The organism is Marinococcus halophilus, assembly GCF_900166605.1.
GTDB lineage: Bacteria > Bacillota > Bacilli > Bacillales > Marinococcaceae > Marinococcus > Marinococcus halophilus.
The window spans coordinates 1,022,733-1,036,860 of sequence record NZ_FVZD01000006.1 but is presented as its reverse complement, the minus strand read 5'-3'; the positions used below and the strand labels follow the sequence as shown (position 1 = coordinate 1,036,860).

The 14,128-nt window shown below is 46.2% G+C and carries 12 protein-coding genes; 2 read left to right on the top strand and 10 right to left on the bottom strand.

What is annotated here, in order from left to right; genetic code table 11:
* The first annotated feature begins 34 nt into the window (after window positions 1-34).
* The gene (locus B5066_RS11315; RefSeq protein ID WP_079476023.1) at window positions 35-952 is read left to right on the top strand and encodes an aldo/keto reductase; all 918 of its coding nucleotides are present in this window, start codon (window positions 35-37) and stop codon (window positions 950-952) included.
* Window positions 953-1,002: 50 nt separating this feature from the next.
* On the opposite strand, the gene B5066_RS11310 is transcribed toward B5066_RS11315, so the two are convergent.
* From B5066_RS11310 to B5066_RS11265, 10 genes are all read right to left on the bottom strand, one after another.
* Window positions 1,003-2,268 carry an L-lactate MFS transporter gene (locus B5066_RS11310; RefSeq protein ID WP_079476022.1) on the bottom strand — a complete coding sequence of 422 codons (1,266 nt, stop codon included), beginning with the start codon at window positions 2,266-2,268 and terminating at the stop codon, window positions 1,003-1,005.
* A gap of 143 nt (window positions 2,269-2,411) precedes the next feature.
* Entirely contained in the window at window positions 2,412-3,467 is a 1,056-nt protein-coding gene (locus B5066_RS11305) for a Gfo/Idh/MocA family protein (protein ID WP_079476021.1), read from the bottom strand.
* A complete protein-coding gene (locus tag B5066_RS11300) occupies window positions 3,467-4,204 on the bottom strand; it encodes a ThuA domain-containing protein (protein ID WP_079476020.1) in 738 nt (245 codons plus the stop codon). The genes B5066_RS11305 and B5066_RS11300 overlap by 1 nt, the downstream gene beginning before the upstream one ends.
* A gap of 185 nt (window positions 4,205-4,389) precedes the next feature.
* Complete coding sequence (gene xylB, locus B5066_RS11295) at window positions 4,390-5,874, bottom strand: xylulokinase (protein ID WP_079476019.1); 1,485 nt, start codon at window positions 5,872-5,874, stop codon at window positions 4,390-4,392.
* 16 nt (window positions 5,875-5,890) lie between these two features.
* Complete coding sequence (xylA, locus tag B5066_RS11290) at window positions 5,891-7,225, bottom strand: xylose isomerase (RefSeq protein ID WP_079476018.1); 1,335 nt, start codon at window positions 7,223-7,225, stop codon at window positions 5,891-5,893.
* Between the two features lie 42 nt (window positions 7,226-7,267).
* Window positions 7,268-8,089 (bottom strand): carbohydrate ABC transporter permease, encoded by an 822-nt coding sequence (locus tag B5066_RS11285; RefSeq protein ID WP_079476017.1) that lies wholly within the window; start codon window positions 8,087-8,089, stop codon window positions 7,268-7,270.
* Between the two features lie 19 nt (window positions 8,090-8,108).
* The gene (locus tag B5066_RS11280; protein ID WP_079476016.1) at window positions 8,109-8,987 is read right to left on the bottom strand and encodes a carbohydrate ABC transporter permease; all 879 of its coding nucleotides are present in this window, start codon (window positions 8,985-8,987) and stop codon (window positions 8,109-8,111) included.
* 91 nt (window positions 8,988-9,078) lie between these two features.
* On the bottom strand, window positions 9,079-10,392 hold the full coding sequence (locus B5066_RS11275; RefSeq protein WP_079476015.1) for an extracellular solute-binding protein: 1,314 nt from the start codon (window positions 10,390-10,392) through the stop codon (window positions 9,079-9,081).
* A gap of 64 nt (window positions 10,393-10,456) precedes the next feature.
* On the bottom strand, window positions 10,457-11,014 hold the full coding sequence (locus B5066_RS11270; protein WP_261763908.1) for a YesL family protein: 558 nt from the start codon (window positions 11,012-11,014) through the stop codon (window positions 10,457-10,459).
* Window positions 11,015-11,074: 60 nt separating this feature from the next.
* Window positions 11,075-12,247 (bottom strand): ROK family transcriptional regulator, encoded by a 1,173-nt coding sequence (locus tag B5066_RS11265; protein WP_079476013.1) that lies wholly within the window; start codon window positions 12,245-12,247, stop codon window positions 11,075-11,077.
* Window positions 12,248-12,495: 248 nt separating this feature from the next.
* Here B5066_RS11265 and B5066_RS11260 point away from each other — a divergent pair, with 248 nt between their 5' ends.
* A complete protein-coding gene (locus B5066_RS11260; RefSeq protein WP_079476012.1) occupies window positions 12,496-14,118 on the top strand; it encodes a glycoside hydrolase family 43 protein in 1,623 nt (540 codons plus the stop codon).
* The last annotated feature ends 10 nt before the right edge of the window (window positions 14,119-14,128 follow it).

Here is a 14,128-nt window from a genome sequence, read left to right as displayed (position 1 = left end):
CACTAGTCTTATCCTGAAAAAAAGAGGTGCCCAGATGAATCAAATACAGTTAGGCAGCAGTTCTCTCCACGTATCCAACATAGCGCTCGGATGTATGCGAATGAATGAACTTTCCGTAAGCGGTGCTGAAAAAGTTTTCCGAACCGCTCTTGATGCCGGGGTGAACTTTTTTGACCACGCCGACATCTACGGTGGCGGGGATTCCGAAGAAATTTTCGCCAAAGCAGCGGGGATGAATGATGACCTGCGCGAGAAAGTGATTCTTCAGTCTAAGGCAGGTATTCGCGGGAACTCCTTCGATTTTTCCAAATCCCACATTTTAAAAACAGTTGATGAAAGCCTGCAGCGGCTTCAAACGGATTATCTGGATGTCCTTCTTCTTCACCGTCCCGACGCACTCATGGAGCCCAAAGAAGTAGCTGAAGCATTTGACAGCCTTTACACTTCCGGCAAGGTTCGGCATTTTGGTGTCAGCAACCAGCATCCAATGCAGATCGAACTCTTAAAGCAGCATGTAAAACAGGATTTAATAGCCAATCAGCTGCAGTTCGGTCTGATGCACTCTCTTATGATCGACCAGGGATTGAATGTAAATATGAAAAATGAGGCGGCCGTGATGCGGGAAGGCGGGCTGCTTGAATACAGCCAGCTGAACAATATGACTGTCCAGGCGTGGTCCCCGTTCCAGTATGGCATGATGGAAGGCGTGTTTGTCGGAAATGACAAGTTTCCGGAACTAAACAAAAAACTAAGCGAGCTGGCCGGCCGTTACCGTATTACAGAATCAGCAGTGGCAGCCGCATGGATCCTCCGGCACCCGGCCCGCATTCAAACAATTGTAGGCACGATGAACCCTGAACGGCTCTCCGGTATTATCGAGGCGTCTGAGATTAATTTGACGCGTGAAGAGTGGTATGACCTGTATCAATCAGCCGGCAACGAGCTTCCGTAACACTAAAGACCCCCTTTTCTCTTTATGAAAGAGAAAAGGGGGTCTTTATTTTAAGCTTTTGCCGCTTCTGTGCTTTCATTTTCTTTATTTTTTCTAATCTTTTTAATATTAAATCTCATGACAATCATAGCGGCTAAAGCAACCACCAGAAGAATGTTAAACAGATAGAATGAGAGTGTGTAGCTTCCTGTAGCCGATACGATGCTTGAAACGGCAGTCGGCCCCGCAACCCCGGCAAGCGCCCAGGCCGTTAAAAGAAAACCGTGGATAGCTCCGAGCTGTCTCGTACCGAATAAGTCGCCGATATACGCTGGCAGACAGGCAAAGCCTCCGCCATAGCAGGTAATAATAATAAACAAAAGAATCGCAAGCAACACCACGTTAGTCGTTAACGGAAGGAGGAAAAAGGCAACAATCTGAATAAGAAAAAATAACGTGAACGTATTCGTTCTACCTAAATAGTCCGAGAGCGATGCCCAGACAATCCGTCCACCTCCATTGAAAAATCCCATCACGCCGACGACGGTAGCGGCTACTGCAGCGCTGGTGCCGGTAATGGACTGGGTCATATTTGACGCCACCGCAAGGAGCATAATGCCTGAAGAAATGTTAATAAACATTACGAGCCAGAGCAGGTAAAAACGCATCGTCCGAAGAGCCTGTTTCGCTGAAAGCTGTGCCAGGTCTCCGCCTTTTTGGTTCGTTTGCAAATCTTCCTTCTTGTAGCCCTTAGGCATCCAGTCCTTCGGCGGCTTCTTCATGTAGCTTGCCCCCGCAAGCATAAGAACGAAGTACGAAGCGCCCAGAATGTAGAACGCTCCCGGGATTGACACAGCGTTCATCAGCCATTCTGCTACGGGACTTGTAATCAGCGCCCCCGCGCCAAATCCCATAACTGCCATGCCGGTAGCCATCCCTCTGCGGTCCGGAAACCACATAACGAGCGTAGAAACCGGGGATATGTACCCGATACCAAGACCAATGCCGCCAAGAACACCATAAGAACCAATAAATAATGGCAAACTTTCAAGCTGGACCGCAAGTCCGGCCCCCATCGTTCCGGCGCCAAACAGCACGGCTGCAATAGCAGCTGAGATCCTCGGCCCGTATTTTTCCACAAAAAACCCTAGTGAAGCGGCCGACATCCCCAAGAAGAAAATTGCAATTGTAAATGCGAGTGTTACGTCGGAAATGTTCCAGCCAAGTGATTCATTCAGCGGATTTTGGTAGACACTGTACGCATATACCGAACCGATCGACAAATGAATCGCTACGGCTGATAACGCCATCAACCAACGATTTCGATCTGCTTCCATAATTAGTAAGTCCCCCTTCTGTAGTAATACAATCCTTCCATTCCCTTTGTGTTTGCATTCAAACGGTCAATACTTAAAAAATTATAAAAATTTTTTATTAAGAACAGTTTTAAAGTAAATAAAAAAAGCACCCCTTCGGATGCTTATACTTCGTCGGCATACACATTGTCCAGACGTACGCTTTTTCCAGTTCTGCTGCTTTCATAAACAGCTTCAATAATCCGGGTAACACGAAGGGCTTGCTCTGGCTTGACAACAATTTCCGCCAGCCCGAGGCACGCTTCTGTGAAATTTTTCGCCTGCAGCACGTCCTCGCGCTCCGGGTTTGTTAAGTGAGGCTCTGTACTCATCATAGAGCCGTATTTCGACTGGTAAAGCTCAAGCGGAAAGACCTGGAGGCCGCCGTCAACCCCGGAAATGCTCAGCTCCTCTTTATCTTCTTTAATGTTCGCAGCCCAGGACGATTCGAGCAGCAGCGTCATTCCATTTTCAAATGTAATATAGCCGGTCACATGATCCTCTACGGTAAAGCTTTCAGCATCAATAGCTCCCCATTCGTTAATCTGGCCGGGCGTTTTACTTAAACGGTCGTAAGTTCTTCCACTGACTTCAACCGGCCGGGGGTCATCCAGCAGCCATAGCGAAAGATCAAGCAGGTGACACCCATAATCCATCAGGCTGCCGCCGCCCTGAAGGTCTTTGTTTGTAAAAACCCCCCACCCAGGCACCTTTCGCCTTCGCATCGCCTGCAGACGTACGACAAGCGGATCGCCAATTTCGCCCTCCTGCACCATTTGTCTCGCCGTGCGGGATTCCTGCATATAACGGTAATGATAACCAATCGTTAATACCGCCCCCGAACGTTCGGATGCTTCAATCATATCTCTGCACTCGGCAGTGGTCATTGCCATCGGTTTTTCACAAAGCACGTGGACTCCTGCATCGAGCGCCTGTACGGCAAGCTCTGCATGAAATTTGTTCGGCGTGCAGATAATTACTGCTTCTACCTGTTTGAGCAGCTCTTCCACTGTCCCACACACAGCCGGGATATTGAATGCTTCGGCAGCTCTCTCCGCTTTTTTGAAGTCTGTATCAAAAACAGCAGCTACGTGCGCGTCTTCGATCAGCTGGAAAGCAGGAATGTGCCTGCCCTGGGCAATGCCCCCTGCACCAATGATACCTATCTGCAGTATATCCATTAATTCTCTTCCTCCACATCTTTACTCGAAATGGTTTCAAGCGGCTTGGCATTGCCATAAACGGGCGCCGGGGTATTTTTCGGCCCAGCCCACTGAACTGCGTTTTTGATTACTGTTTGAATGTCCTGATGGTAATAGGTGGGATACGTTTCGTGACCTGGACGGAAATAAAAAATCTTCCCCCGTCCCCGGGTGAACGTTGCCCCGCTTCGGAAAACCTCCCCGCCTTCGAACCAGCTGATAAACACGAGTTCATCCGGTGCCGGAATGTCAAAATGCTCACCATACATTTCCTCCTTCGGCATTTCGATATACTCTCCAATTCCTGCGGTTATCGGATGCCCAGGCTCCACCACCCAGAGACGCTCACGTTCATCTGCTTCCCGCCACTTTAAATCGCAGCCTGTGCCCATCAGCGTACGGAATATTTTCGACAAATGGCCGGAATGAAGCACAATCAGCCCCATGCCATCTAGGACACGCTTTTGGACACGCCGGACAATATCGTCTTCGACTTCGTCATGGGCAATGTGGCCCCACCAGAGCAGCACATCGGTATCGTTTAACACTTCCTCCGTGAGTCCATGCTCTGGTTCGTCGAGTGTAGCCGTCCGTACAACGCCCGCTTCTTCCGTTAAAAATTCAGCCAATGCTCCGTGGATCCCCTTCGGATAAACTTCGGAGACGGCGGGATTTTTCTGTTCATGCCTGTTTTCGTTCCAGATTGTAATATTCATATCGTTCCTCCTTTGGTAGTTAAGTATCTTCTGAAGGCGTTTCCAAAACCAACTAAAAATATTTGTGCCTATTATAAGTTGGGCACCTACTTCCCCTCCATAGTAATCCAAAACGTTTCGGATCGCAATCTTCAATTATTCTTTAATAAAACAGGCAAAAGCCTGAAAAGACTTTTGCCTGTTCATTACAGTCTCTGTACAGTAAACGGCGACGTTTGTGCATATATTTTTTTATAAGCCTGAAACGTTTTTTCATATATCAATGATTGATCCGGATCCGGATAAAATGTTTCGCTTTCGTTTACAAATATCTTTTTGCATTCCTCGAGCGTTGCAAACCATCCTGTGCCATAGGCTGCAAGCATTGCTGCCCCGAGCCCCGGCCCTTGTTCATGTGCCAGTCTGCGCACCGGGCAGCCAAAAGCATCGGCCTGCATCTGAAGCCAGAAGGAACTTTTTGCTCCCCCGCCGATGGACACAAGGGAATTTACCTGAAACCCCTGCTGAAGAATAATATCATGAGACTCCTTTAGCGAATACGTGATTCCTTCCATGACCGCGCGGACAATATGCCCTCTTGTATGACGGATGTCAAGCCCGATAAAGCTGCCCCTGATGCCTGCATCCATATACGGAGTCCGTTCTCCAGTTAAAAACGGGGCGAACAATAAATGATCTGCTCCTGCCGGCACCTGAGAGGCCCGTTCGACCAGTTCTTCAATCGTTTCGTCAAAAAACAGATTGTCTTTCACCCACTGCAGGCTGTTTCCGGCAGAAAGCGTGACGCCCATATAATAATACTGATCTTCCGAAGCATGGTTAAAATAATGCAGGCGTCCATCTGGCACTGCTTCCCCGTGATCCGGTACCAGGAGCACTCCGGACGTCCCAATGCTTAGAAGGCCTTCCCCGGGTTCCGTAATACCGCTTCCTAAAGCACCGCAGGCATTATCAGCGCCGCCTGCAATAACATTTACCCTGTTATGCAGTCCTGTTCGGGCTGCTGCTTCCTTCGTCAGTCTGCCGGCGCTTTCGTGTGACTCAATCAGCGGTGGGCAGAAGGAGGAGGAAAGGTTAAAGCCCTCGAGCATCGCGTGGCTCCATGTTTTCCGCTTCACATCCAACAGAAGCGTGCCGGCTGCATCCGATAGCTCCATCTGCATGCTGCCCGTCAGCCGGTACCGGACATAGTCCTTTGGCAACAGGAAGGATGCTGCCCTGCTCCATACCTCCGGCTCATGCTCCTGCACCCAGAGCATTTTAGGGAGAGTAAAGCCTTCGAGAACGGTGTTCTGCGTCGCCTCAATCAACTCGTTCTCCCCGATCATACGGCGGATCATTTCGCACTGCTCCGATGTTCTTGTATCGTTCCAGAGTATGGCCGGGCGCAGCGGACGCCCGGCATCATCGAGAAGGACGAGGCCGTGCATCTGGCCGGAAAAACTGAGGCTTTCTACTTCTTCTGCTTTGATGCCTGTCTTCTCCATCAGCGCCTGAATCGATGCTTCCGTCTGCTCCACCCATTCATCAGGGTTCTGCTCGGAATGCCCTGCTGCCGGCTGTTGGACAGACAGCGGTTTTGATACCGATGCTGTCACCTCGCCACTTCTATTCACGAGAAGCGATTTCACTGCGCTCGTTCCTAAATCGACTCCGATTACATAAGTCATGCCAGCACCTCTTTGCTTAAACTTTAACTGTATTGTTTGCGTTTAAAATATATTGGTTCAGTTTTGCCTTAATAAGCTCCTGTTTACCCGACTGATGTTCGATCGGCTCCTGGAGTTCAAGGGCGTAAGCTTCGAGTTCTTTAAAGCTTGTTTTCCCGGCGAGAATGTCACTTCCCACCCCTTTATCAAAGCTGCTGTAGCGCTCCTCCACGATGTTTTCAAATACACGGTCTTCGATCAGCTGGGAGGCTGCTTTTAATCCATACGCGAAGGTGTCCATTCCCGCAATATGCGCGTGAAACAGGTCTTCCGGCTTATGGGATGGGCGCCGCACCTTGGCATCAAAGTTTAAGCCGCCGGTACCGAGGCCGTCGTTTTTCAGAATTTCGTACATGGCAAGTGTCGCATCGTAGATATCAGTTGGGAACTCGTCAGTGTCCCATCCGAGCAGCAGATCGCCCTGGTTTGCGTCCACAGAGCCAAGAATGCCCATTTCTCTCGCGTAGCGGAGTTCATGTTCAAATGTATGGCCGGCAAGCGTGGCGTGGTTTGATTCAATGTTCATTTTAAAATGACTGTCGAGATCATATTTTTGCAGGAACGCGTAGGCTGTAGCAACATCAAAGTCGTACTGGTGCTTCATTGGTTCCCTCGGTTTTGGTTCAATAAGCATCTGCCCTTCAAAACCTATCTCTTTCGCATAATCCACCGCCATGTGATAGAAGCGTGCCAGGTTATCCATTTCGCGTTTCATATCAGTATTAAGCAGAGTCTCGTAGCCTTCCCGGCCGCCCCAAAACACGTAGTTCTGCGCACCCAGCTCTTTCGCCACCTCAAGCTGTTTTTTTACTTTAGCTGCGGCATAGGCATACACGTCCGCATTGTTTGTCGTCGCTGCCCCGTGCATAAACCGGCGGTCCATAAACATATTCGCTGTATTCCACAGAAGACCAATGCCGTGTTCTTTCATATTATCCTTCAGCATCGCAGTGATCGTATCAATATTTTGATAGGTTTCTTTTAAAGAATTACCTTCCGGGGCAATGTCAATGTCATGAAACGCAAACCGGGTGATGCCCAGCTTATTCAAAAGTTCAAAGTTCGCCTCCACCCGTGCTTTCGCAAGATCCATGCCGTTGTATTTCTGATAGGAACGTTCCATCGTCGGTCCGCCGAATGGATCTTCCCCGCCAAAGGTGTGCGTATGCCAGTAGGCTACTGAAAAACGGAGCCATTCATCCATCGATTTTCCCATAACGGTCGCGTCCTTGTCATAGTGCTTAAAAGAAAAGTCATTAGCCGAAGCTGCTCCCTCAAAGTTGATCGTTGGTACGTTGTTAAATACAGTCATTATTCATCCTCCTAATTATTAGTTAAAGTCATTACTACGGGCTCACCCTTTAACAGCACTTGAAGAAATACCCTCCACCACTTTGTTGCTGAAAAAAAGAAAAGCCAGAAGAACCGGAATGATACTGATCACAAGTGTCGCTCCGATAGAACCCCAATCCGTCATATACTGACCGATAAAGTTCTGGATTCCGACAGTAAGCGTTTTGTACTCATCCGAGCTGATAAATGTATTCACAAATACGAATTCATTCCAGTTGTAAATCATATTAATGATAACTGTTGTTGCCATTACCGGTGTTGTCATCGGCAGAATGATCGTGAAAAACAATCGGTTGATCGATGAGCCGTCCATCACTGCCGCTTCTTCAATTTCTCTCGGCAACGTATAATAGAAGCCAAGCAGAATCATAATCGTAATCGGTAAATTGTACGTGGTGTATGTGAGCACGATTGACAACGGGTTATCGATTAAATTCACGCTGAGAAACATGCTGAACAAAGGAATCAGCGCAGAGTGAATAGGAATCATCAACCCGACCATAAACAGTCCCAGCACAAATTTATTCAGCTTCCAGTTCATGCGTGTAATCGCAAATGTCGCCATACTGGCAAAAAGTACTGTTAATACAATCGCCAATCCCGTAATCCAGACGCTGTTGAAAAAATACAGCCCTATACCGCCCTGCCAGACGTTCAGGTAGTTCCCAAACTGCGGATCACTCGGGAGCGCAAATGGGGAGCCTGAAAAGATCTGGGCGTTATCCTTAAGGGAAAACAATACCAGCCACAGCAGCGGAAAGATCTGAAACGCCGCAACCAGTGCCAAACATGTGTACAATAAAATATATCCAATTCGACCCATAACCTTCACCTCATTTCAACTAGTACTGAATATCTTCCTTGGATGCAGTTAGTTTTCTGATAATGATAGTAACGATAAGTGTAATAATCAGCAGTAAAAAGCCGATGGCACTGCCATAACCGAAGTTATTCGTACTAAAAGCAAGATCATACATATACGATGCCATTACTTCACTCGAACCACTGGGACCGCCGCCGGTCATTACATAGATCAGGTCGAAATATTTTAGCGATCCGACGATGGCCAGAACGATGGTTACTTTTACTACGCCCATGATTAATGGGAGTTTTATTTTGTAGGCAATCTGCAATGGATTCGCTCCATCGATTTTTGCTGATTCAATTAAAGATTCCGGGATATTTTTTAGTGCAGCGTAGTATATAAGAATATAAAAGCCTGCGTACTGCCAGAGAATCGGTATAAATATGGCATACAATACGACATCCGGATTTGCCAGCCACGACGGTGGATTTTCGATACCTATTCCACGAAGGATCGTATTGAGGATCCCGTTTGCAGGATTGTAAACTTTAATCCAAAGTTGGGCGATCGCCACGGAAGAGAGAAGCATTGGGATTAAATAAATTTTTCTTAATAAGTCCGCACCTTTGATTTTGGAAGCGAGAATCATGGATACCGCTAAGTAAATCACCAGACTTAACGTTGAAAATAAAGCTAGCAGCAGTGAGTGCCAGGCACTGTCCCAGAAAGCCGCATCCTGAATGGCATTGATATAGTTTTCCATACCTATGAAGGTCATTGAACCAATACCGTTCCAGTCCATGAGACCGTAATAGCCGGTCAGTATGAGCGGAACTATAATAAGTACGGCAATGAGAAATAAAGCCGGGAATATGTAAAGCGTAATCATGAGTTTGTTCGACATAACTTTATTCATTTCACTTGCCCCCAAGCTCTGCATTTACGTCCAGAATGCATTTATGAATGATATAAAGGGCACGCCCTTAGGAATGCCCTTTATTCATTTTTTACTGGTCTTCTTCTATTGCTTCATCGTGCATTTCAGCAAATTCTTCCGGCGTAATTTCTTCACCAAATAATGACTGAATTGCTGTCAGGTGGGTTTCGGCAACATCCGGGCTCATCTGTACATCCGCAAACAATGTCAGGTTGTCAGCGTTGTTTAAATCGTCCAGAACTTCGAGATACATATCCGGAAGATCCACGTTATCCGTGTTTACTTTCGTAGCCGGGATAACGCCTGCATCGCTGACGGATTTTTCGCCCCACTCCTCAGAGAAGTACTTAACAAAGTCTTTCGATTCTTCTTTTACATCAGAATCTTCAGAAACAAACAGCCCTACGCCAGGTCCGCCTACATAGCTGTTCTGGTTGCCTTTACCTTCCACTGTCGGGAAGTCAAAGTAGTCAACCGCATCCTGGAAATCCTGCGAGACGGTTTCATCCGTGGTGTAGTTTGGAAGATCCCATGTAGCGATTAGGTACATCGCTGCCTGTTCGCTCATAAACATGCTTTTTGCTTCCTGATCGGAAAGACCGTTAAACCCTTGGGTGAAAGCACCATTTGCAGCCAAGTTCTGCGTTTTTTCCGCCGCATTTACCAGTGGCTCTTCCGTAAAGGATGCTTCTCCATTAATTGCCTGGTTTAATAGGTTATCTTCACCAAGCCGGTCTGCCATATACATGTACCAAAGTGAACCGGTCCATCTGTCCTGGTTACCTAATGCAATTGGAGCCACGTCATTTTCCTTAAGCGTATTTACAATTTCTTCAAATTCTTCGTATGTTTCCGGCTCTTCTAAATTATATTCATCAAATATTGCACTGTTATAGAAAACCTGGGCTACGTTCAGTTCGAGCGGCAGTCCGTAAGTACTTCCATCCACTTCATATGCTTCCGTTGTGCCTTCTACGTATGAATCACGCAGGCCGTCTTCATCAAGCACATCATCAAGCGGTGCAAACATCTCCCCATCAACGTAAGGCTCGAGGAAACCACCCGGCCAGGTCATACCTACATCCGGCAGTTCACCCGATGTAGAAGTTACCTGAAGCTTTTCCTTGTATTGTTCATTACTCAGCACTTCGAGTTCCACCGTAGTATTCGGGTTCTGCTCTTCGTAATCAGCTATGATTTCGTTTACAATATCGTAATGGTCCTTAGAGCTTCCTTCCGGCCATAAGTGCATAAATTCAATCGTTTTTTGTTCTCCGTCCCCACTGCCATCGCCAGAGCCTGAAGATTCCGAGTTACAGCCTGTCATTACCATCGCTGTTGCACACCCTGCAGCCAAAAACGTAACCGCTTTCATCTTTTTCATTATTTCCTCCCCCTTTTCATAATATTAAAGTAACACCCTCTACATAATTTGTCCAGTAAACAAACTAAGTTTTTATGATTTTTTTAAAAATATTTTTATTGACGACTGTGGCAACAAATGCCGTAGCGCTTATTCCAAATATAAAGCCCAGTGCTGGCACCATGTAAAAAACAACTCCTAGAAGAAATAAACTTAGCGTTAAAAAGAATAAATGAACAGGATGAGTCAGCATAATAAAAAATGCATTCTTAAAAATATTTCTTAGTTTATCGTCAAAATGAGCAAAGGAAGGAAAAAGATATAACAGAAAAACAAACACAAACAGAATATATACAAATAACGGGATGTGAAGCCAGTTCAATGTGTCACTTGCTGCGATGAACTGAATATCAAGAACAACAAGTATGAATAAAAAAAGGACTACAGCCCCCAACTTATTAGATTGAACAAATTCCCGTTTGTAAACCTTCCAAAAATAGGGGAAAATTGGAAGGTCTGTTTCTCCGCTCACCCATTTGCGCACTACTGCAAACAAAGCGTTTGTTGCCGGAAATAAGCCTGCAGCCACAGCTCCCATCAGCGTAAAAAACACCCAGAGCACCTGAACGTACGCGAAATTCATCACCCACGTCAACGCTTGATAAATTTTACTGTTCAATTTCGCACAGCCCCCTTTCTATACTTATACCACCGTGACTCTGCTGGTCGAAAAAAATGTTTCAATCGAAAAAGCCGCAGAGCCTAGGGCACATGAATATATACTGTTTTCAGAGAAGGACAACGTGAACGAATCTCGAAATTCTTCATGAAGGCGCTGCTGAAACACTCTTTCAATAGGATTGCGAAGCCACTGCTCCAATTCTGCAAAGCGGTTTCCTACAATGATTTTTTCCGGGTTAAATATGTTAATGAGATTCGTCAATCCAATGCCAATATATTCCCCCACCTGGTCAAAAGCGTTTAGCACCTCCAGGTTTCTTTCCTTTGCTTTTGCAATTAGACAGTCGATGGTCACTTCCTCCTGACCTGAAAAGAGATGTGCTGTTTTTTCCACCATAGCGCCTTCCGAGCTGTATAGCTCCCAGCAGCCTTTATTACCGCACCGGCATTTTCTCCCATTTGGCTCAATAGTGAAATGTCCGACTTCCCCGGAGATACCGCTGCCGCCCTTATATAATTGGTCATTAATAAAAATGCCTGCACCAACGCCTATGCCAATACTTACATAGATAAAGTTCGAAACGCCCTGCCCGGCCCCGTACCTCTTTTCGCCGTGCGAACCAGCTTTTGCTTCATTTTCAATAAATACTGGCAATTCGTATTTTCTTTCCAGATGCTGTTTTAAATGAACATTTTTCCAATCCAGGTTCGGCGCGAATAAAATGGTACCTTCGTTGTCGATCAGCCCCGGGACCCCAACACCGATTCCCACTATGCCATAGGCACTTTTTGGCGCCTGGTCCGTAAGATCTTCAATGACTTCCTCCACTTTATTAAATACTGCTCCTTCATCAATAGACAGCAGCGGCTCATTAATTTTGGCAACGATCGCTCCCTGCAGGTCTGTCAGTATACCAAGGACATAATTTACTCCAAGGTCAATACCAATAGCATAGCCGGCTTTATTATTAAAAAAAAGCATGGTCGGCTTTCTTCCCCCATTGGAAAGCCCAGTCCCCATTTCCTCCACAAGTCTGCCCTCCAGCAAATCAGCCACCAGACTTGAAACTGTAGCTTTATTCAGACCGGTATCTTTTGAAATCTGCGCCCTTGAAATTGGGCTTTTCTGCTGAACGGTCGTCAGCACGATTGATTTATTTATTTGCTTTACCAGGGTTTGGTCTCCCGTGCGCATATTATCTTCTCCTACTTCTCAATTTTGGTCGGTTTACGTACATAATAGCATACATTTTCTTTTGATCATCATATAGTTTTTTGGTTAAACAAAGATGATAGTATTTATATGCAATAATTTATGTTTTCATTCACATTTTTGCTTCAAAACAAATTTACAGTTGAGCAGAATCAGGAATTAAGTTATATTTAGTTTATTGCTTATACAATCTTTTTTGAAAGCGTTACCAAATATAGGAGGGTACTATCATGAATGATCAAATTACCAATCCAATTTTAACTGGTTTTAACCCTGACCCGAGTATTTGCAGGGCTGGAGAGAATTATTATATTGCTACTTCCACATTTGAATGGTTCCCAGGGGTGCAGATTCATCATTCAAAGGATTTAAAAAACTGGGAAGTCGTCAAACATCCTCTCGAACGAACCTCCCAGCTGAATATGGCAGGCAATCCAGACTCAGGCGGCGTCTGGGCCCCCGCGCTCTCCTGGCATGATAACCAGTTCTGGCTTATATATTCAGATATTAAACAAATCGACGGTATCTGGAAGGACGGCCATAATTACCTAGTCACCTGCGATACAATTGACGGTGAATGGAGCGACCCTGTGTATTTGAACAGCTCCGGGTTTGACCCTTCCCTCTACCATGACGACGACGGCAGAAAGTATCTGCTGAATATGGTCTGGGATTACCGTCCGGGCAATCACCGCTTTTATGGTATCGCGCTACAGGAATACGACGCCGAAGCAGAAGCACTGATTGGTGAGCGCCAGATCATTTTCACCGGTACAGATATCAAACTGACCGAGGGGCCTCATATTTATAAAATAAATGGGTGGTATTATCTACTTACTGCAGAAGGCGGCACTACCTTTGACCACGCAGCTACCATAGCACGATCCAAATCATTATTCGGCCCTTACGAAGTCCACCCGGAAAATCCGTTTATTACTTCCTGGCCCTACCCGAGAAATCCTTTGCAGAAAGCAGGACACGGCTCTCTTGTAGAAACACAAAACGGCGAATGGTATTTTGTACATCTGACCGGAAGACCGCTAAAAGAAGTACAAAAGCCTTTATTGGACCCACGGGGCTTCTGCCCGCTCGGGAGAGAAACCGCTATCCAAAAGGTTCATTGGGAAAAGGAATGGCCTTACATAACCGGCGGTAACGAGCCTTCACTGTACGTAGAAGGCCCTGGTCTTTCGAAGGAGTCCCAGCATTCACCTTCCCCTGTATACAGCCATTTTAACACCGGCGACCTGGATAAAAGCTTCCAGACCCTGCGGGTTCCTTTAGGGGAAAATACTTTATCGCTTAAAGACCGTCCAGGCTATTTACGACTCTATGGCAAAGATTCCCTAACATCTAAATTCACCCAGGCGTTTGTAGCCAGAAGGTGGCAGCATTTTTATTTTGATGCTGAGACCGCCCTTCAATTCGATCCGGATCATTTCCAGCAGTCCGCAGGCATGGTCTGCTATTACAATACGCAAAACTGGGTTTATTTTCACGTGACCCACGATGAAAATAAAGGAAGGGTTTTAACCCTTCTTACTAATGACCATTTTCAATTTGATAAGCCGCTTCGGAACAGCGACATTGAGCTTGGTCAGGATATAGAAACGATTTACCTTAAAGTGTCTGTGCGCATGGACCAGTATTGGTTTTCCTACTCCTTTGACGGCAGCTCGTGGATTAAGGTGGATATTTCTTTTCCTTCCGCTAAACTATCGGATGACCATATACAGGGCGACGGCTTTTTCACAGGCGCTTTTGTCGGTATGCAGTGCCAGGACAGTTTTTCTTCCAAGCCTGCAGATTTCGAATATTTTCATTACTTTCCTAAAGAAGAGAACGAAGCATAACGTACAGAAA